This is a genomic window from Lactobacillus xylocopicola (assembly GCF_033096005.1).
Taxonomy (GTDB): domain Bacteria; phylum Bacillota; class Bacilli; order Lactobacillales; family Lactobacillaceae; genus Lactobacillus; species Lactobacillus xylocopicola.
In genome coordinates, this window is the sequence record NZ_AP026803.1 from 1,200,256 (window position 1) to 1,223,686 (window position 23,431).

A 23,431-nucleotide genomic window follows, 5' to 3' on the forward strand; every position below is an offset into this window, starting at 1 on the left:
CTTATTAAGTTTCAACTAGTAACTTCTTGACTAAAAATTCGCTTTTTTCACAAACTCATTGTGACCAACTGTAAAGTATGACTTGCCGTGAATCTTCACTACACTACCATAGGTTTGAATTGTCTTGTTCTTCCTAAGAACCTTTCTACCTAGACGGTGCCCATACTCACTATAAACGAATGAGGTGGTCTTTAATCTACGAGCAGTTCCAGTAATATTTCCACTTGCAACATAGTGACCGTCGCCAATCGCAATGTAGTTCTTCCCATTAATTGTCTTTGTTTCGCCAGTAGTGGCCCTAGAACCAGCTAAGAGAACATACTCACCAACGCGTTTTCCAGTAGCGTCATAAACATATGAATCATGTAAGATATCAGCATTAGGATTTACATTTTCAGCCAGCACATTACGTGCTTCTTTCAAAACAGAACCAAAGTTCCGAGCCTTAACATAGTGGTTGTCGCTAGTCATGTAGTAAGCCTTACCATGAATCTTAACCGGATCACCGTACGTGCTGACTACTAAATTTTTCTTCAGCGCATTTTTCCCAATCCGTTTTCCTTGACGGTTATAAACAAAGGCATTCTTTTGTAGACTGCGTCTTTGTTCAACCGTATTATTAACGGCAATGTAGAGATCTTCATCTATTCGGTAGAATTGCCGATCATTAATCTTTTCAGTTCCGTAAGTTGTAATTGTTGAGCCTTTTTTAGCAATCAATAAGTTAGCACGCTTACCTTCTTTGTTGTAGAAGTAAGCATTATGTAGCAGCACTTTCGGACTGGCCTTAGACTTGTCAAGCGGCTTGTCAGCAGCATTGGAGCCGTTGGACCCGTTCGTGGTATCTGCAGCATTCGAGCCATTCGAACCGTTAGCGCCGTTGCTACCATTAGTTCCATTACTGCCCGATCCACCATTCCAGCCGCTAGAACCGCCAGAATTATTTGTACCCTTGCCGCTACCATCAGCAACTATTTTATTAATTTGGTTTATGCCGTTATTCTTGGCATCATCAATCTCATCAGCAGTTTGGGCATTATTAATAGCATCTTTAGCTGCATTAGCAGCATTATCAACCGCCTGCTTATCCTTTTGCTTTTCAGCATCAGTTTTACTTTTATCCTGATCAATCTTATCCTTGGCCGCACTTACCGCATCATCGATTGCTTTATTTGCGTCGGCTTTTTGCTCATCGAGTGGCTTACCCGGGACATATTGAGCATTAATTGCTTTAAGTCCAGCTGTTTCTTGATCATTGATTTCTTGAGCTGTTGTTGCTCGGTCAACGGCGTTTTGAGCCTTTTCAAGCTCGTGATCAATGTTAAGAAGCTGTTGCGCCTTGGCCACTTTGTTCAGCCGGACATCTTTATTTATTGCAGCTTTAGTTGTAGTTGCTTCTTGAACAAGTTCATCCTTAGCCGTCTGCTTCTGGGTCGTTAAATCTGTCCCCCCAACATGCTGAGCATGAATTGCACTAATTCCTTCGTTGTACGCAATTTGAACAGCATCTGCATTAGCTGCTTGGTCAATCTTATCAAGCGCTTTTTGCTTTTGATCTTCTACAGTTTGGATTTGCTGAGCTTTAGCTGTTTGATCAAGAACAGGATCATTGTTAATGCTTGTGCTGACAATTTTTGCTTCATCTGTCACTAATTGCTTAGCATGTTCTTTTTGTTGCTCCAAAGTTATTGGGTTAGTCACGTACTGGGCATCAATATTGGTAATGCCACGATCACGTGCATCGAGAACATTTTGAACTTCCGTAGCATTTTGAATATTTGTTTTAGCAATATCTGCTGCTGCATCTACATCAGCATTTTGAGCATTTTTAGCTTTACTATCTAATGAGGTATCATTAGCAATTTGCTTTTTAACTTTTAGTACTTCTTCATCAATATCCGCAACCGCTTTAGCTTTTTGATTAGCTAAATTGCCGTTTGATACATGTTGCGCATCAATTTTGATAATTCCTTCATCTCGAGCATTCTTAACACCTTGAGAATCCGTTGCATTATCAATTGCCGTTTTGGCAATTGTTGCTTCCGTATCGACGTTGGTTTTTTGCTTAGCCTTAGTCGCATCATCTAAGGTTGGATCGGCATCGATTTCACCCTTGACCTTAGTTGCTTCCGCATCAATTGCGGCCTTAGCATTCTTCTTTTGGTCTGGCAATGGAATATTACCTGGAATGTGGTCCGCATCAATCTTCTTTATACCATCATCGGTGGCATCCTTAACCCCTTGTGCATCAGTAGCGTTTTTAATTGCTTCCTTAGCAGCGGCCGCATCTTTGTCAACATTAGCCTTTTGGACCGCTTTTTCTGTACTATCTAAAGTTGGATCGGCATCGATTTCACCTTTAATCTTAGCGGCTTCATCATCAATTGCTTTTTGTGCGTTCTTCTTCTGGTCTGGCAATGAAATATTACCTGGAATGTGATCCGCATCAATTTTCTTTATGCCGTCATCGGTAGCATCCTTAACCCCTTGTGCATCATTGGCATTCTTAATCGCCGTCTTCGCATCAGCCGCATCCTTGTCCACGTTGGCCTTTTGGGCCGCTTTTTCTGTACTATCTAAAGTTGGATCAGCATCAATTTCGCCTTTAATCTTAGCGGCTTCATCATCAATTGCTTTTTGTGCGTTCTTCTTCTGGTCTGGCAATGAAATATTACCTGGAATGTGATCCGCATCAATCGCGATAATACCAGCTTGTTCTGCTTCTTTTACACTTTGAGCATCACTTGCTTGGTTGATATTATTCTTAGCGATGGTCGCATCTTTATCAACCTTAGCTTTTTGAGCTGCTTTTTCAGTACTATCTAAGGTTGGATCGGCATCAATTTCACCTTTGACCTTGGTTGCTTCATTGTTAATTGCCGCAACAGCATTAGCTTTTTGGTCTGGCAGGGAAATATTGCCTGGAATGTGGTCACTATCGATCTGGACTATCCCTGCATCTCTAGCATCGTTAACTCCTTGAGCATTAGTGGCCTTGTTAATGTTTACTTTAGCTGCGGCGGCATCAATGTCAACAGCATTTTTCTGCGCCTTTTTGGCTTGGTCATCTAAAGTTGGATCCGCCTCAATCTCGGCCTTAACCTTAGTGGCTTCGGCTTCAATCGCCGCAATGGCATTCGTCTTCTGATCAGGCAAGGAAATGCTGCCTGGAACGTGATCCGCATCAATCTTAGCGATTCCTTCATTCTTAGCGTCAATTACCCCTTGGGCCGTAGTCGCACTGTTGATCTTGTCCTTAGCAGCCGCCGCATCACGATCGACATCAGCCTTTTGCTTGTTCTTAGTGGCCGTGTCTAAAGTGACATCCGCATCAATCTCGCCCTTGACCTTAGCGGCTTCATCATCAATTGCCTTTTGAGCATTATTCTTTTGATCAGGTAGAGAAATATTACCTGAAACGTGGTCACCATCAATCTTGATGATCCCCTCTTCCTTGGCATTCTTGACTTGTTGAGCGTTAAGGGCATTATTAATTGCCGTCTTCGCATCCGCTGCGTCTTTGTCAACGTCACCCTTTTGTTTCTTCTTGGTGTCATCATCTAAGGTTGAATCGGCATCGATCTCACCCTTGACCTTGGTGGCTTCGGCTTCAATGGCCGCCAGCGCAGCCTTCTTTTGGTCGGGCAAGGAAACACTACCTGGAATGTGGTCACCGTCAATCTTAACGATTCCATCATTCATCGCATTCTCAGCAGTCTGCACATCAGTTGCTTGCTTAATTGCATCCTTGGCAGCAGTTGCGTCTTTATCAACGTCTCCCTTTTGTTTTACCTTGGTTTCATCATCCAAAGTTACGTCAGCATCGATTTCACCCTTAATCTTAGTGGCTTCATCATCGATTTGCTTGCTGTAATCTTTCTTTTGTTGATCAAGCGCAATCCCGGCTACGTGAGCGGCGTCAATCGCTGTAATCCCATCTTGCTTGGCCTTTTCCACTCCACTAGGATATTCAGCCTGATTGATATTAGCTTTGGCATCCGTTGCAGCCTTATCAACAGCAGTCTTTTGTTCTTGCTTAGCATTATTATTTAGAGTTGGATCTGCCTCAATCTCACCCTTAACCTTAGTCGCTTCGGCATCAATTGCTTGGATTGCTGCTTCCTTTTCGATCGCTAGTGAGTGATATCGATATACGATGGTATCTGTTCCATTGCCTATCTCAAACACTGAGCCCAGTGGTACTGATTGACCATTGATCTCAACGTGATCTGGCGCCCAATTTTTAACATCTGGTGCAGTTGGAACCTTAATACTTTGTCCAGTTACACCGTTGATCTCAATCAAATTATCTGGATTAAGGGTATTCCCTTGCATGTCAACGTATGTCGGGCTGATCTTTTGCGGGTTACCTTCTACATAGATAGTAACTACTGGGTTGATTTCGGATACCTTTGTAGTCGTTGGCTGACTAGCTGCTCCCTTTGCATAGTGGTAACCAGCGGGAACGTTGTCTTCAGTATAGTATTTGTCAGTCCAGTCAATCGTGTTACCATAGTTGGCCGGAACAAGGTTACCAATTGCTTCTTTACCTGTCTGGCCTGATAGCGGTGAAGTCAGAATCCGATCTTTATGGTTAACATCAACGTATTGGTAAGTAACGTTCTGCTTAGTCCCGTAGACATAGACCTTATAAGTATAAGTGTCACCCTCCATTGGGGTAAGTCCTACAGCAGCTTGGCCAAATGAATCACCGTTATCGTCTTCTGTGGTCGGGTCTCCACCACTTTGAGCGTCTGCTTTAGCTCCAGGGAAAATTTGATTTCCGAGCGCCCACATATAACCTCTAGGCATATTCTTGACAACAACATCACTGGTAATTAGGGGCAGATATTTACCAATATAAGCATCACTACCTAAATTCAGCTCAACTGGCAAGCCAACATTCTTACCATTCTGGTCAACGTATTGCACATTAACCTTACCAACTGGAATCGCAATCGTCTGCAATTCACGTGTAGTTGGCGTAACAATGTTGGAAACCGCCGTGGTCCCATTTAAGTCCGTGACCGTGGCCTGACCATTTCTAACCACCATCTGAGCGAACTTAGCTGTATTGTCTCCCGCAGTACTGTTGGTTTGTGAATTATTTCCTAACCACGTCTTAATGTTGGAGTTGTTTAAGGAAACTGTCCCTGCACCAGAAATAATCCCTGCACCAGTTGCGACTGGGTTACCATTACCATCTTGAATGGCCAGGTGCAACTGCTTGGGTGAAATAAAGGTAACACTGGACGAGTCATTAACCCGAATTACCGAATCGTTATATCTTTGGTTAATATCAAAGGTAGTGCCTGCATTGAATACTGCCCGTTGTGTACCCCACAGCCGTATCGCATTTGGTTGGGTCGTAACAGGAGCGGACAAGTTGAAGTTTTGTCCAAACTTATACTGCGCAACCGAATTACCACCCTGCGTTCCGTTTAAGAAGTACTGGAAACCAGTCTGCGTCCACTTAACGTTGTCACCAACGGTTACCCCATTAATGTTGTTATACATCGCTGGGTAGTTAGCTGGTGTCCCGTTATAAGTGTAGGCGGTGTTAGACGAGCCATCACCCATGGTGATCTGATTACCGTAACCTACACTGGCTTGCGGTGCCACATATGACATATAAAATTCAGAGAACCGAATATCGTTACTAGTTCTATTCATAGTAACATGCCCATTGTTGGCAAAGTCAATCATCCCAACGCCACGTGTAACCTCGTTTGAGATGTTAAAGACATTGTTGCCCGAAAAGGTAATCTTAGAACCATTAGCCATTAAAACGTGAATTGGGTTATAACCATTAGACGTACTGCTGGACAAAGTTACATTATCAATGTTTACTTTAAGCCCTGCACCATTTGATGAATATACCAGCGAGCTAGAGTCCCCGTCATTACCCGGGAACCCTTGTTGGAATTTTCCGTTAGTAATCGTCACCGTTGTTAGGTTAGAATATGGCACACCGACATAGGAGAAAGTCTGCCTATTCAAATCAATCGTATGGCCGTTACCGTTAACAACTACACTGGCCCCAGCAGCACGGTTGCCAATAGTTCCCCCCGTATAACTGATGTCACTAGTAATATTAATGTAGGTTACACTAGCATCAGTCCAGGCCGCTGCTAGTCCATTGAAATCAGCTACATTTACTACCTTTTGTTTATACTTATCCGGATTCGTGATTTGATCAGGAGTGGCAATATTCATCGAGGTTGGGGTTGAACCTGCTGGCTTATCAACATCTTTATTAAAGTCGTCACGATTGCTATCTGGGTCGGCACCAACCGTTACATTCTTAGTAGCATCATAACCGGCTGCCACGATGGCTCTTGGCGTAACTTCTACTTCTGAGTTAGATTCGTTCGCGCTGTTTTTGCTAATAGAATTATCTGCCAACTTTGCTCCTAAAATATCTGTTGTAATTTCATTAGCAGGTATGTCAACTGAAGTGCTAGAAGGCATCGAGGTATCTATTAAAGAGCCGTAGTCTTTCAATTTATTGACAGTCCGCTTAGAACTTTTAGTAGTTGAACCTGACTTTAAAAAATTATTTAGACCAGAGTAGGTTGACAACCTTTTAGCTGAAAAGGACTTTAAGCTATTGCCCTTTGGCTTATTAACTTTTGGGACATTAGTTTTTCTCGCAGCTGCTTTAAATTCAAGGGGAACTGGCTGATAGCTGGAATTAATACTGCTTACGGTACTATCCAGCAATGTTTTGACGCTAGTTATATCTGTTGCAGCATTAATTCTACTCTTAGCCTCATCAAATAAAGCACTAGCATTTTTAACTTGCTTTGCTTTTTCAAGATGAGTTAGGCTGCGATCAGAATTGATTCTCTGTTCAGCGGAATTAGTAGTTGTTAATAAAGTGTTAATTGCTGCTAGCTTAGCATCATTAACCGCTTGCGTATCACTCCCAGTCGACGCAGCTTCACTTTCACCAGGTTGACTTTCAACTTCAGCAGCTTCTACCGCTGAAGTATTATTAATTAAAGCCACTGCCCCACTTCCCAACATGAAGGTTAAGACAGAATAACTAATCAACCAGCCCTTTTTACTTTTATGCATTTTATAGTTTTTATTTTTTATTTCTTCAATCATTCTTAAATCATCCAAAATGCAATCACCATTCTTTTTCAAAGATTTAACATAGTTATATTAAATTTAATTTCATTACTCTAATATTTTATCATGATTAGAAAGCTCTTTCCATGTCTATCATGATTATATTTTTACCAATTCAGGAATAAAGAAATAGCCGCTACTTGATGTGTTTTGTTTTTTTATTGCTAATATAATATACATTTCACTTATTTATATTAAAAATCAACAAACTTATTAGCTACGATAAGTTATACTAAGATATATTATTACTATGTTTTTTAAAATAAGGACAGTTTATTCTCTGTTGATTTTGCAAATAAAAAAAGCTCCCATCTTTAACGAGATGAGAGCTTCTTTTGTTACTCAAGTTTTATTATTCGAAATTTTGTTTTTGAATAATTAACTTACCTTTATTTTACTGCTGAATGTTTAACAAATTTATTGTAACCAACTGTGTAATACTTTTCACCCTGAATTGTAACAGCACTACCATAAGTTTGGATTGTCTTGTTCTTCTTCAAAGCCTTTCTACCAGCACGGTTACCATATTGATTGTAAACATATGCTTTTGTTCTTAACTGACGACTAGTTCCCGTAATATTTTCACTATCAACGTATTGTCCATCAGAAATCGCAATAAGCTTGCGCCCGTTAACTTCTTTGCTTGCTCCAGTTGTAATCTTAGAGCCGGCTTTAAGAACTACGTTTCCTAATCGTTTCCCTTCAGCGTCATAAACGTATGAATTGTGTAAGATTTCAGCATTTGCAGTCACGCCATCAGCTAACACATTATTAGACTCGATCGAAATTGGTCCGAAGTTCTTAGCTTTGACATAGCGATTGTTACTAATAATGTAGTAAGCCTTACCATGAATCATCACTGGATCACCGTAGGTGTCAACTTCACTGGTCTTTCTCAGTATCTTCTTTCCAACTCGTTTACCATTTTGGTTGTAAACAAACGAATTGTGCATTAAGACACGTCTCTGCTGAATAGTATTATTAACAGCAATGTAGAGTCCATTATCAGTTAAGTAGAATTCACGGCCATTGATCTTTTCAGTTCCATAAGTGGCAACTGAAGAACCCTTTTGGGCGATTAACAGGTTAGCCCGCTTACCATCTTTATTATAGAAGTATGCATTGTGATAAAGCTGTTTCTGAACTGCATTACCTGGCTTAGTGGCATCACCATTTGAGCCGTTGGAGCCATTCGAGCCATTCGAGCCATTCGAGCCATTTGAGCCGTTCGAGCCATTCGATCCATTTGAGCCATTCGAGCCATTATTACCTGAGCCGCCATTGTTTCCTGACCCAGAGTTATTGGAGCCGTTGGAGCCATTCGATCCATTTGAGCCGTTGGAGCCATTCGATCCATTTGAGCCGTTGGAGCCATTCGAGCCATTTGAGCCATTCGAGCCATTTGAGCCATTGGAGCCATTCGAACCGTTGGAGCCATTCGAGCCATTGGAATCATTCGAGCCATTCGAACCGTTAGAACCATTTGATCCATTGGAATCATTCGAGCCATTCGAGCCATTGGAATCATTCGAGCCGTTGGAACCATTCGAGCCATTTGAGCCATTGGAGCCATTCGAACCGTTGGAGCCATTGGAACCTGAACCGTTAGAGCCATTCGAGCCGTTATTAGCAGTAATCTTATCAATTGCTGCTATCCCGTTATCTTTGGCATGGTTGATAGAATCAGCATCGGTACCTTTATTGATTTCGTCTTTGGCAGCGGAAGCAGCTGCGTCAATCGCATCCTTATCCTTTTGCTTTTCAGCATCTGTCTTGCTCTGGTCTTTATCAACTTTGTCTTTGGCAGCTTGGGCAGCTTGATCTATTGCGGCAATTGCATCAGCCTTTTGTTCATCCAGTGGTTTACCTGGAATATACTGAGCATCAATCGCTTTAATACCAGCATCCTCAAGATCATTTATATCTTGAGCAGTCTTAGCACGATCAATTGCATTCTGAGCTTTTTCTAATTCAGTCTGGACATTAGCCGTTTGAGTTGCCTTAGCAGTAGCCGTTAAAGTTACATCACTCGCAATTGCTGCCTTAATGGTATTAGCTTCTTGCAGAAGTGCATCCTTAGCTGCTTGTTTTTGAGCAGTTAAGTCTTTTGTTACATACTGTGCATGAATTGCAAGGATACCATCATTGTATTCTTTTTGAACAGTCTGAGCATCTAATGCTGCATCAATCTTGTCTAAAGCCTTTTGCTTTTGCGCATCTACAGCTTTAAGCTGTTTGTCCTTAGTTGCCTGATCTAATGAAGAGTCAGCATTAATGGCTTCCTTCACAATGTCGGCTTCATCATTGATTAATTGCTTAGCATAATCTTTCTGATTTGCCAGTGACATTGGATTTGTTACATATTGTGCATCAATGTTTGTAATTCCGTTGGTAAGGGCATCACTAACTGCTTGTGCATCCGTAGCATTTTGAATGTTTGCTTTTGCAATCGCAGCTTCATTATCTACAGCAGCAGTTTGAGCAAGTTTAGTCTTATCGTCTATTGAAGTATCATTAGCGATTTGCTTCTTAGTCTTGGCAGCTTCTTGGTCAATTTCTGCTACAGCCATAGCTTTTTGGCTATCTAAGTTACCATTTGGAATATGTTGCGCATCAATATCTGCAATTCCACTATTCAATGCAACCTTAATTGTTTGAGCAGAAGTTGCCTTGTCAATTGCTGTCTTAGCTTTCGTAGCAGCATCATCAACATTAGCCTTTTGCTTATCTTTAGTTGCACGATCAATAGTTGTGTCTGCGTCGATTTCAGCCTTAATCTTCTTAGCTTCAGCTTCAATCTTAGCTTGGGCAGCTAATTTTTGATCTGAAATTGAAGTTCCAGTTGAAACGTAATCGCCATCAATCTTAGCAATTCCAGCATTAAGCGCTTCTTTAACGCCTTGAGCATTGATTGCTTGATCAATTCTAGCCTTAGCAGCAGCAGCATCTTTATCAACGTTAGCCTTTTGCTCAATCTTAGCAGCATCATCTAAGCCTTGATCAGCATCAATCTTAGCCTTAACCTTAGCTGCTTCATCATCAATTGCCAGTTGTGCGTTCTTCTTTTGATCTGATAATGATGTACCGTTTGTCACGTGATCATTATCAATTACAACAAGCGCCGCATTGGCAATATCTTTGACGCTCTGAGCATTAAGTGCTTGGTCAATCTGCTTCTTAGCAGAATCCGCATCTTTGTCAACGTTAGCTTTTTGAGCTGCCTTTGTTTCACTATCTAAAGTTGGATCGGCGTCAATTTCAGCCTTAATCTTGGCTGCTTCTTCATCGACTGCCGCTTGAGCCTTGGCTTTTTGACTTTCTAAGCTACCCATTTCACCTGAAACATGTTGTGCATCGATAGCTGTTACGCCATTGTATACTTCAACCTTGATTTCTTGGGCACTAGTTGCATTGTCAATTGCAGCCTTAGCCTTGGTTGCTTCTTTATTTACATTAGCCTTTTGCTTAGCCCTAGTTGCATCATCCAAAGTTGGATCTGAATCAATTTCAGCCTTAATTCTAGCTGCCTCGGCGTCAATTGTTGCTTTAGCATCAAGCTTTTGATCTGATAATGACTTGCTATTAGTCAAGTGATCACTGTTAATCTTAGCGATTCCTGCAGCCTTAGCATCATTGACACCTTGTGCATTAAGCGCTTGGTCAATCTTGCTCTTGGCAGCAGCAGCATCCTTGTCAACAGTGGCTTTTTGCTCACTCTTAGCTGCATCATTCAAAGTCTTATCAGCATCAATTGCGTCCTTGACTCTAGCTGCTTCATCATCGATTGCCTTTTGAGCATTCTTCTTTTGGTCAGCTAGCGGCAGATTACTTGGAACGTGATCGCTATCAACCTTTGCAATTCCAGCATTCTTGGCTTCCTTGATATCAGTGATATTGGTTGCTTGATCGATCTTGTTCTTCGCATCAGCGGCGTCTTTATCAACCTGAGCTTTTTGCTTAGCCTTAGTTGCATCATCTAAAGTTTCGTCAGCATCAATTTCTGCTTTAATCTTAGTTGCTTCATCATCAATTGCCTTTTGAGCGTTCTTCTTTTGCTCTGGGATTGAAATGTTGCTTGGTACATGGTCGCTGTCAATCTTAGCTACACCTGCACTTGTTGCATCCTTCACGCCTTGAGCATTGATTGCTTGATCAATCTTGTTCTTCGCATCAGCGGCATCTTTGTCAACCTGGGCTTTTTGCGCATCCTTTTCAGAATTCTCCAAAGTTGGATCAGCGTCGATTTCTGCTTTAATCTTAGCTGCTTCGTTCTCGATTACTTTTTGCGCATTAGTCTTTTGATCAGCTAGTGAAACGCTACCTGCAATGTGATCACTATCAATCTTCGCAATACCAGCTGCAGTGGCGTCTTTCACACCTTGGGCATCAGTTGCTTGACTAATATTAACTTTAGCTGCGGCTGCATCTTTATCAACCTGAGCCTTTTGAGTTGCCTTAGTTGCATCATCTAAAGTTTCATCAGCGTCAATTTCGGCCTTAATCTTAGTTGCTTCAGCATCAATTGTAGCTTGAGCATTCTTCTTCTGATCTACTAACGACGTACTATTTGGCACGTGATCGCTATTAATCTTCGCAATTCCAGCATTAGTTGCATCTTTGACACCTTGAGCATTGAGTGCTTGGTCAATATTAGTCTTGGCTGCAGCGGCATCCTTATCAACCTGAGCCTTTTGGGCTTCCTTAGTTATAGTGTCTAAGGTTGGGTCGGCATCAATTTCGGCCTTAACCTTTGAGGCTTCACGATCAATCGTTGCCTTGGCATTAGTCTTCTGATCTGGAAGCGAAGTTGCATTTGGTACATGATCACTATCAATCTTGTTGATACCTGCATTGGTTGCATCCTTAACACCTTGAGCATCAGTTGCTTTATCGATGTTATTCTTTGCAGCAGCTGCATCTTTATCAACGTTAGCTTTTTGAGCTGCCTTAGTTACATCATCCAAAGTCTCATCGGCATCAATTTCAGATTTAATCTTAGTTGCTTCGTCATCAATAGCCTTTTGAGCATTCTTCTTTTGATCAGGTAATGATACGCTGCCTGGGACATGATCGTTATCAATCTTAACAATACCCGCATTGGTTGCGTCCTTGATACCTTGAGCATCAACTGCATTATTAATGTTAACTTTAGCTGCAGCAGCATCAACATCAACATTACCCTTTTGTGCAGTCTTAGTTACATTGTCTAAGGTTGGGTCGGCATCAATGGCCGCCTTAATCTTAGCTGCTTCAGCATCAATAGCTGCCTGGGCATTCTTCTTTTGATCTGACAGGGAAACACTGTTCGGTACGTGGTCGTTATCAATCTTAATAACACCAGCGTCCCTAGCATCATTCACACCTTGGGCATCAGTTGCTTGAGTAATGTTAGCCTTAGCTGCAGTAGCATCTCTATCAACATTAGCCTTCTGAATGGTCTTAGCTGCATTATCTAAAGTTGGATCCGCATCAATTTCGGCCTTAATCTTAGCTGCTTCTTGTTCAATAGCTGCTTGAGCCTTAGCCTTTTGACTGTCCAAACTACCATTTTGACCTGGTACATATTGAGCGTCAATCGCAATTATTCCATTATCAACTGCAACCTTCACTTCTTGTGCATTAGTTGCATTATCAATAGCAGTCTTAGCCTTCTTAGCTTCAGTATCAACGTTGGCCTTTTGCTTATCCTTAGTTGCATTATCTAAGGTTGGATCCGCATCAATTTGACCTTTGACCTTAGTTGCTTCTTGGTCAATCGTGGCCTTAGCATTGGTCTTTTGGTCAGGTAAGGAAATGCTGTTTGGTACATGGTCACCGTCAATTTTGACAATACCAGCATCAGTGGCATCCTTAACACCTTGAGCATCAACTGCTTGATCAATGTTAGCCTTAGCTGCAGCAGCATCCTTATCAACATTGGCCTTTTGCGTTGTTTTTGCTGCACTATCTAGAGTTGGATCGGCATCAATCTCACCCTTAATCTTAGCTGCTTCTTGGTCAATCGTGGCCTTAGCACTCTTCTTTTGATCAGGTAAGGAAACACTGTTTGGTACGTGGTCACTATCAATCTTAGCTACACCAGCATTTGTTGCATCTTTAACTCCTTGAGCATCAGTTGCGTTGTTGATGTTAGTCTTAGCTGCAGCAGCATCTTTATCGACTTGCGCTTTCTGGGCTGCTTTGGCTGTATTATCTAAGGTTGGATCCGCATCAATCTCACCTTTGACCTTGGTAGCTTCAGCATCAATTGTTGCTTGAGCCGCCTTCTTTTGATCAGGTAAGGAAGTGCTGCCTGGCACGTGATCGCCATCAATCTTGATAATACCTGCATTAGTGGCGTCTTTAATGCCTTGAGCATTGGTTGCCTGGCTAATGTTAGCCTTGGCAGCAGCGGCATCAACATCAACGTTAGTCTTCTGGGCATTCTTAGCTGTTGTATCTAAAGTTGGATCAGCGTCAATTTCGGCCTTAATCTTAGCTGCTTCTTGATCGATAATCGCCTGAGCACTCTTCTTCTGATCTGGTAATGAAGTGCTATTTGGTACGTGGTCACCATCAATCTTGACAATCCCGGCGTCCTTCGCATTACTTACGCCTTGTGCATCAGTTGCTTGGCTAATATTGTTCTTAGCGGCTGTGGCATCTTTGTCAACCTGAGCTTTTTGAGTAGTCTTAGCTGCATCATCCAGAGTTGGATCAGTTTCAATCTCACCCTTGATCTTAGCTGCTTCGGCATCAATGGCTGCTTGCGCGTTCTTCTTCTGGTCCGGCAGAGAAACACTTCCTGGAATGTGATCGGCATCAATCTTATTAATACCCGCATCTTTAGCGTCACTTACCCCTTGGGCATCAGTTGCCTGGCTAATGTTGTTCTTAGCGGCTGTGGCATCTTTGTCAACCTGAGCTTTTTGAGCAGTCTTAGCTGCATTATCTAAAGTGACATCAGCATCGATTTCAGCCTTAACCTTATTGGCTTCGGCGTCAATGGCAGCTTGCGCATTCTTCTTCTGTTCTGGCAGAGAAACACTACCTGGAATATGATCGCCATCAATCTTAATAATTCCAGCATCAGTAGCATCCTTGACAGCCTGCGCATCGACAGCTTGATCAATCTTGGTCTTAGCTGCTACTGCATCTTTATCAACGTTATCTTTCTGTACCTTCTTGGTTGCATCATCTAACGTTGAATCTGCGTCAATTTCACCCTTAATCTTAGTGGCTTCGGCATCAATTGTTGCTTTGGCATTCTTTTTCTGATCAGGTAATGAAATGCTATTTGGAATGTGGTCGCCATCAATCTTGATAATCCCGGCATCCTTGGCATCCTTTACGCCTTGCGCATCAGTTGCCTGGCTGATGTTGTTCTTAGCGGCAGTGGCATCTTTGTCAACCTGAGCCTTTTGCGCATTCTTGGCAGTGGTATCAAGCGTTGAATCCGCATCAATCTCAGACTTAATCTTAGCTGCTTCCGCATCAATGGCTGCTTGCGCATTCTTCTTTTGATCTGGTAATGAGATGTTACCTGGAATGTGATCCGCATCAATTTGAGCAATACCTGCTGTAGTTGCGTCCTTGACACCTTGAGCATTGGTTGCCTGACTAATATTAGCCTTGGCAGCGGCAGCATCTTTATCTACGTTACCCTTTTGAATCTTCTTAGTTGCATCATCTAAAGTTGAATCATTATCAATTTCAGCCTTAATCTTTGCGGCTTCCGCATCAATGGCCTTTTGCGCATTGGTCTTTTGATCTGGCAGTGATGTACTGTTTGGAATGTGATCTGCATCAATCTTCGAAATACCTGTATTGGTTGCATCCTTGACACCTTGAGCGTCAGTTGCGTTGTTAATCGCATCCTTAGCTGCGGCAGCATCCTTATCTACCTGACCCTTTTGCGCAGTTTTAGCTGCATCATCTAAGGTTGGATCTGCATCAATCTCACCCTTGATCTTGGCCGCTTCTTGATCAATTGCCTTTTGGGCATTAGTCTTTTGATCTGGCAGTGACACAGTCCCAGGGACGTAATCCGCATCAATCTTAGCAATTCCAGTATCGGTTGCATCCTTGACACCTTGAGCATCAGTAGCATTGTTAATTGCCGTCTTGGCATCCGCTGCATCCTTATCAACATTAGCCTTTTGCTTAGTTTTAGTGGCTGCGTCTAAGGTTGAATCGGCATCAATTTGTCCCTTAACCTTGGTGGCTTCATCATCAATGGCCTTTTGGGCATTCTTCTTTTGATCTGGCAGGGAAATGCTACCTGGAATGTGGTCACCATCAATCTTGATAATCCCAGCATCCTTGGCATCCTTAACACCTTGAGCGTCAGTTGCGTTGTTAATCGCATCCTTAGCTGCTGCGGCATCCTTATCTACCTGACCTTTTTGCGCAGTTTTTGCGGCTGTATCTAACGTTGAATCCGCATCAATTTCGCCCTTGATCTTGGCTGCTTCATCATCAATTGCCTTTTGGGCATTCTTCTTTTGATCCGGCAGGGAAACACTACCTGGAATATGGTCACCATCAATCTTGATGATTCCGGCATCCTTGGCATCCTTCACGCCTTGCGCATTGGTTGCCTGAATAATGTTATTCTTAGCAATCGTGGCATCAGTATCAACTTGACCCTTTTGCTTATTCTTAGCGGCTGTATCTAAAGTTGGATCCGCATCAATTTCATTCTTAACCTTAGCAGCTTCGGCATCAATGGCTGCTTGTGCATTCTTCTTTTGATCTGGCAGTGAAACATTGCCTGGAATGTGATCACCATCGATCTTGGCAATACCAGCAGTAGTGGCGTCTTTCACACCTTGAGCGTTAGTCGCATGACTGATATTAGCTTTAGCAGCGGCGGCATCAACATCAACATTAGTCTTTTGCGCTGTCTTTTCTTTACTATCCAAAGTTGGATCCGCATCAATTTCAGCCTTGATCTTAGCAGCTTCGGCATCAATGGCTGCCTGGGCATTGGTCTTTTGATCTGGCAAAGAAACACTACCTGGAATGTGATCGCCATCAATCTTGATGATCCCATCACTCTTGGCATCCTTCACGCCTTGGGCATCAGTTGCATTGTTAATTGCAGCTTTAGCAGCAGTGGCATCTTTATCGACATTACCCTTTTGGGTGGTTTTGGCTGCATCATCCAGAGTTGGATCTGCATCAATCTCATTCTTAACCTTGGTGGCTTCTGCATCAATGGCAGCTATCGCATTCTTCTTCTGATCTGGTAAGGAAATATTACCCGGAATGTGATCACCATCGATCTTGACAATACCATCATCTCTAGCATCTTTAACTGCTTGAGAAGTAGTTGCCTGGTTAATCTTATTCTTGGCAGCAGCCGCATCCGTGTCAACATTGTCTTTTTGAATTTTCTTGGTTGCAGCATCCAGCGTTGGGTCGGCATCAATTTCATTCTTGATCTTGGTGGCTTCCGCATCAATGGCTGCTACAGCATCTCTCTTTTGATCTGGCAGAGATACACTATTTGGAATGTGGTCACCATCAATCTTGATGATCCCGGCTTCCTTGGCATCCTTCACCCCTTGGGCATTAGTGGCGGCATTAATTGCTGTCTTGGCATCAGCCGCGTCCTTGTCCACGTTAGCCTTTTGAGCTGTCTTTTCTTTACTATCTAAAGTTGGATCCGCATCAATCTCACCTTTGATCTTGGTTGCTTCTTGATCGATTGCCTTAATAGCATCCTTCTTTTGATCTGGTAGAGAAACATTACCTGGAATGTGGTCACCATCAATAGCTATAATACCAGCATCTTTAGCATCCTTGACCCCTTGAGCATTAGTAGCACTGTTAATATTATTTTTAGCCGCTGTGGCATCCTTATCAACATTAGCCTTTTGCTTGGTCTTAGTTGCGTCGTCAAGCGTTGGATCGGCATCGATCTCACCCTTAATCTTGGTGGCTTCATTATCAATTGCTTTAATTGCATCCGCTTTTTGCTCAGGTAATGTCATGTTGCCTGGGATGTGGTCGCTATCAATCTTAGCGATCCCGGCATCTCTAGCATCATTAACTCCTTGAGCATCAGTTGCTTGACTAATATTAGCTTTGGCAGTAGTTGCGTCAGTATCAACGTCACCCTTCTGCTTCTTCTTAGTAGCCGTGTCTAAGGTCGGATCCGCATCAATTTCGGCCTTGATCTTAGTAGCTTCGGCGTCAATGGCTGCTTGAGCATTGGCCTTTTGATCCGGCAAGGAAACACTGCCTGGAATGTGATCACCATCTATCTTAATAATACCAGCTTCTTTCGCATCTTTTACCCCTTGGGCATTAGTGGCGCTGTTAATGTTTGCTTTAGCTGCAGCGGCGTCATTATCAACATTGTCCTTCTGCTTAGCCTTAGTAGCTGCATCCAGAGTCACATCGGCATCAATCTCAGCTTTAACCTTAGTTGCTTCCGCATCAATAGCTTTAATAGCATCTTTCTTTTGATCTGGCAGGGAAATATTGCCCGGAACGTGGTCACCATCAATCTTGATGATGCCGGCTTCCTTAGCATCCTTGACCCCTTGGGCATCCTTGGCGGTATTAATCGCTGCCTTCGCATCAGCCGCATCCTTGTCCACGTCACCCTTTTGCTTAGCCTTAGTGGCCGTGTCTAAGGTTTCATCGGCATCAATCTCATTCTTGATCTTGGTAGCTTCCGCATCAATCGCTGCCTTCGCGGCATCCTTTTGATCTGGCAGGGAAACACTACCTGGAATGTGGTCACCATCAATCTTGATGATCCCAGCATCCTTGGCGTCCTTCACCCCTTGAGCATTAGTGGCGGCATTAATCGCTGTCTTGGCATCAGCTGCGTCCTTGTCCACGTTGGCCTTTTGCGCTGCCTTTTCTTTACTATTAAGCGTGACATCCGCATCGATATCAGCCTTAATCTTAGTGGCTTCATTCTCGATCGCCGCGATCGCATCAGCCTTCTGCACTGGCAGGGAAACATTGCCTGGAATATGGTCCGCATCAATTGCGATAATCCCCGCTTCCTTGGCATCCTTCACCCCTTGGGCATCCTTGGCATTAGTGATGTTGTTCTTAGCGATGGTTGCATCCTTATCCACATTAGCCTTTTGCTCATTCTTAGTGGCCGTATCTAAAGTGACATCGGCATCGATTTCACCCTTAACCTTAGCGGCCTCGGCATCAATCGCTGCAATCGCGTCAGTCTTCTGTACTGGCAGGGAGATACTACCTGGAATGTGGTCGCCATCAATCTTGATGATCCCCGCTTCCTTGGCATCGTTAACCCCTTGAGCATTAGTGGCGCTGTTAATGTTTGCTTTGGCAATTGCCGCATCAGTATCAACGTTAGCCTTTTGCTCATTCTTAGTCGCCGTGTCTAAGGTCACATCCGCATCAATCTCGGCCTTAACCTTAGTGGCTTCGGCATCAATCGCCGCAATCGCATTCGTCTTCTGCACTGGCAGGGAGATACTGCCTGGAACGTGGTCACCATCAATCTTGACGATCCCTTCATCCTTGGCATCGATTACTCCTTGAGCCGTAGTTGCACTGTTGATCTTGTCCTTAGCAGCTGCCGCATCACGATCAACATCGCCCTTTTGCTTGTTCTTAGTGGCCGTGTCTAAAGTGACATCCGCATCAATTTCGCCCTTAACCTTAGTAGCTTCGGCATCAATCGCCGCAATCGCACTCGTCTTGCGGTCGGGCAGCGAAATGTTACCTGGAACGTGGTCACCATCAATCTTGATGATCCCCGCTTCCTTGGCATTCTTGACTTGTTGAGCGTTAGTTGCGTTATTAATCGCCGTCTTCGCATCCGCTGCGTCTTTGTCAACGTCTCCCTTTTGTTTTGCCTTAGCCGCTGCGTCTAGGGTTGTATCGGCATCGATCTCACCCTTAACCTTGGTGGCTTCCGCATCAATCGCCGCAATCGCTGCCTTCTTTTGATCTGGCAAGGAAACACTACCTGGAATGTGGTCACCGTCAATCTTAATAATCCCGGCTGCCGTTGCGTCTTTAACTGCTTGGATATTAGTGGCACTATTGATGGCTGCCTTGGCATCCGCTGCGTCTTTATCAACGTCTCCCTTTTGTTTTACCTTGGTTTCATCATCCAAAGTTTCATCGGCATCGATTTCACCCTTAATCTTAGTGGCTTCATCATCGATTTGCTTGCTGTAATCTTTCTTTTGTTGATCAAGCGCAATCCCGGCTACGTGGGCGGCGTCAATCGCTGCAATCCCATCTGCCTTAGCCTGATCAACCTGGGCTGGCAATACTGCCTTGTTGATATTATCTTTGGCAGTTGTGGCCGCCTTGTCCACATCACCCTTTTGTTTTGCCTTAGTTGCACTATCAAGCGTTGGATCCGCATCTATCTCGCCCTTAACCTTAGTCGCTTCGGCATCAATGGCCGTATTAGCGGCCTGCTTCTCTACGTCTAAGGGGTGGTATACATAGGTGATTTCATCTGTTCCGTTGGCAAATTCAAAGGCTGAACCTACTGCCACCGTCTGTCCATTCACTATCACATGGTCTAAGGCCCAGTTATTGGCATCTGGCGCTGTTGGCAACTTAATTGTTTGCCCCGTTGCTCCTTGAATTACAAATGGTGAATTAGGAACAACCTGCTTGCCATTAGTATCTACAAAAGTTGGATTAATCGTTTGCGGATTACCCTCAACATAAATCGTTACGGTTGGGTTATTATCGGATACGACCGTCGTCTTTGCCTGATTAGGGGCACTAGCTGCGTAGTGATAACCAGCTGGCACATTGTCTTCAGTATAGTACTTGTTTGTCCAGTCAATCGTGTTGCCATAGTTGGCCGGTGTCACACCACCAGCTGCTTCTGTACCGGTTTGACCTGATAGCGGTGAAGTCAGAATCCGATCTTTATGGTTAACATCAACGTATTGGTAGGTAACGTTCTGCTTAATCCCGTAGACATAAATCTTATAGGTATAAGTTGTACCTTCCATTGGGGTAAGTCCAACCGACGCCTGTCCATATGTGTCACCATTATCGTTATCGTTAGTCGGGTCTCCACCACTTTGAGCATCAGACTTGGCACCAGCATATACTTGCTTACCAATAGCCCACATGTAGCCCTTAGGCATATTCTTGACAACATTATCTTCTGTAATCAGGGGCAGGTATTGACCAATGTAGGCATCTTTATCGAGCGGAACTTCTACTAGTCCACCAACATTCTTACCATTCTGGTCAACGTATTGCACATTAACCTTACCAACTGGAATCGCAATCGTCTGCAATTCACGTGTAGTTGGCGTAACAATGTTGGAAACCGCCGTGGTCCCATTTAAGTCCGTGACCGTGGCTTGGCCATTTCTAACCACCATCCTAGCGAACTTAGCTGTATTGTCTCCCGCAGTACTGTTGGTTTGTGAATTATTTCCTAACCACGTCTTAATGTTGGAGTTGTTTAAGGAAACTGTCCCTGCACCAGAAATAATCCCTGCACCAGTTGCGACTGGGTTACCATTACCATCTTGAATGGCCAGGTGCAACTGCTTGGGTGAAATAAAGGTAACACTGGACGAGTCATTAACCCGAATTACCGAATCGTTATATCTTTGGTTAATATCAAAGGTGGTGCCTGCATTGAATACTGCCTGCTGCGTTCCATAGAGCCGAATTGCATTAGGTTGGGTCGTAACAGGGGCCGACAAGTTGAAGTTTTGTCCAAACTTATACTGCGCAACCGAATTACCACCCTGCGTTCCGTTTAAGAAGTACTGGAAACCAGTCTGCGTCCACTTAACGTTGTCACCAACGGTTACCCCATTAATGTTGTTGTACATCGCTGGGTAGTTAGCTGGTGTCCCGTTATAAGTATAGGCGGTGTTAGAAGAGCCATCACCCATGGTGATCTGATTACCGTAACCAACACTGTCCTGCGGTGCCACATATGACATATAAAATTCAGAATAACGAATATCGTTACTAGTTCTATTCATAGTAACATGCCCATTGTTGGCAAAGTCAATCATCCCAACGCCACGTGTAACCTCGTTTGAGATGTTAAAGACATTGTTGCCTGAGAAGGTAATCTTAGAACCATTAGCCATTAAAACGTGAATTGGGTTATAACCATTAGACGTACTGCTGGACAAAGTTACATTATCAATGTTTACTTTAAGCCCTGCACCATTTGATGAATATACCAGCGAGCTAGAGTTCCCATTATTACCCGGGAACCCTTGTTGGAATTTTCCGTTAGTAATCGTCACCGTTGTCAGGTTAGAATATGGCACACCGACATAGGAGAAAGTCTGCCTATCCAAATCAATCGTATGGCCGTTACCGTTAACAACTACACTGGCCCCAGCAGCACGGTTGCCAATAGTTCCCCCCGTATAACTGATGTCACTAGTAATATTAATGTAGGTTACACTAGCATCAGTCCAGGCCGCTGCTAAACTATTAAAATCACTTACGTTTGCTACTTTTTTCTTATACATATCTGGATTCACTATCTGATCAGGAGTGGCAATATTCATTGAAGTAGGAGTTTTTCCTGCTGGTTTGTCAACATCCTTGTTAAAGTCATCACGTTCGCTGTCTGGGTCAGCGCCAACCGTTACACTCTTTGAGCTATCATAACCAGCAACTCCAATAGATCTTGGGTTAGCCGCAAGCTCTGAATTAGCATCATTTGAATTATTAGGCTTAGCGGCCGAGTCATCAGCCAATTTACTCCCCGAAACATCTGTTGGAATTTCAGCTGTGGGAATGTTAACGGAAGTGTTGGAAGGCTTGGAAGCATCAATCAATGAGCCATAATCTTTAGCCTTAGTAGAAGATTTCTTTGAAGCAGTGTCATCTGAACCAGATTTCAAAAATGAATTGAGGCCAGAATAAGTTGCTAAACTGCCTTGAGCAGCAGCTTTCGACTTCTTAGCCTTAAGCTTCTTGGTCTTGGAGCCTGTCTTTTTAGAACGGGCTTTGGCTTTCTTAGCTTTAACTGCCTTAGTTTTGGCAGGTTTGTCTGCTTTTCTTAGCAAACTAGCTCGATCAACACCTGCTTGATAAGTAGCTGTAATATCAGCACTAGCCTTGTCCAATACTGTCTTAATACCAGCTAAATCAGTCACCGCATTAACTTTAGCTTTAGAGTCATTAAGTAGAGCATCAACCGCTTTTATCTGTTTAGCCTTAGTAGCACTGGTTAAGTTCCGATCTCCATTGATCTTCTGCTTAGTACTAGTAGCCAACGTTTCCAAAGTGTTTAACCCAGTTTGTTTAGCTTCGCTTACTGCTTGGTCGTCAACCTTTTGTTGGGCTGACTTATCAACTCCAACTTGATTGTTCTGATTATCAGTATCAGACGTTTTTACTTCTTGGGCACTTACTGAACTAGCCGATTGAGAGAGGGCTGCTCCTCCCCCTAGCATAAAAGTCAAAAGAGAGTAGCTAACTAGCCAACCCTTTTTACTTTTGTGCATCTTATAGTTAGTATTTTTGATTTCTTCAATCATTTTAAATCTATTCAAAAGTTTCTTACTCCCATCTTTATATTATTATAATTAATATATTCCATTTGGTTATAAATAGTATCACAGTTATTAAAAAATAAATACATTTATCGAAATATATTTAATTAAGATGCACAAAAAGTATATTTTGTTCTTCGTTTCATTAAAAGTACTGATTTAATAGGCTTTTAAATATTTTTTATTCTAATGTATATACCCTAATCACATATATCTTATAACAAGATAGATTTTTTTGTTAATATAAAAATAATACTTATGCGATTATACTTATATTTTTATAGTTAATATATTTATGTAATAAAACATATAAAATAAGCTGCATAATTATAACATTTAATTTATCACTTATGTTCATCATTAAGTGCACTGCTGTATACTAGCCATGTAACTTTCTCAGCTAGAATTTTTATGAAAAATACAATTTTGATGTGAACCCAAAAATTAGGACAATTTAATAAATTTTAGCTGAAGACTAACTCCTGATACTCAATAGTGGGATTAGTCCTTTTTCTACGCAAAATCAAGTACTATCAATGATTAATTTACTTTTATTCTCAAAGCAGTGGCGGATTATCCCGAGCTTTGGCTATTTTAGCTTAGCTGCCCTTTTTAATGCCGTACAAAAAGAGTTTAATCTCTTGGTTTAATTTTACAGTTAAACTGTTATAACGAGATTGATCAAATTATTACGACTAAAGCCCATTTGTTAACTTACTACGTTGTAATAATCATAAGTTTGATCAAACTTGATTAAGTGGTAGATAGTACGAAGCAATTTATGGACTGTTGCG

General features: G+C 42.7%; 2 protein-coding genes. Both read right to left on the reverse strand.

The annotated features are described in order from the left end of the window. Positions 1–30: 30 nt before the first annotated feature. Complete coding sequence (locus tag R8389_RS05935; RefSeq protein WP_317637113.1) at positions 31–7,113, reverse strand: DUF1542 domain-containing protein; 7,083 nt, start codon at positions 7,111–7,113, stop codon at positions 31–33. Positions 7,114–7,526: 413 nt separating this feature from the next. Continuing rightward, entirely contained in the window at positions 7,527–22,637 is a 15,111-nt protein-coding gene (locus tag R8389_RS05940) for a DUF1542 domain-containing protein (RefSeq protein WP_317637114.1), read from the reverse strand. Positions 22,638–23,431: the final 794 nt, after the last annotated feature.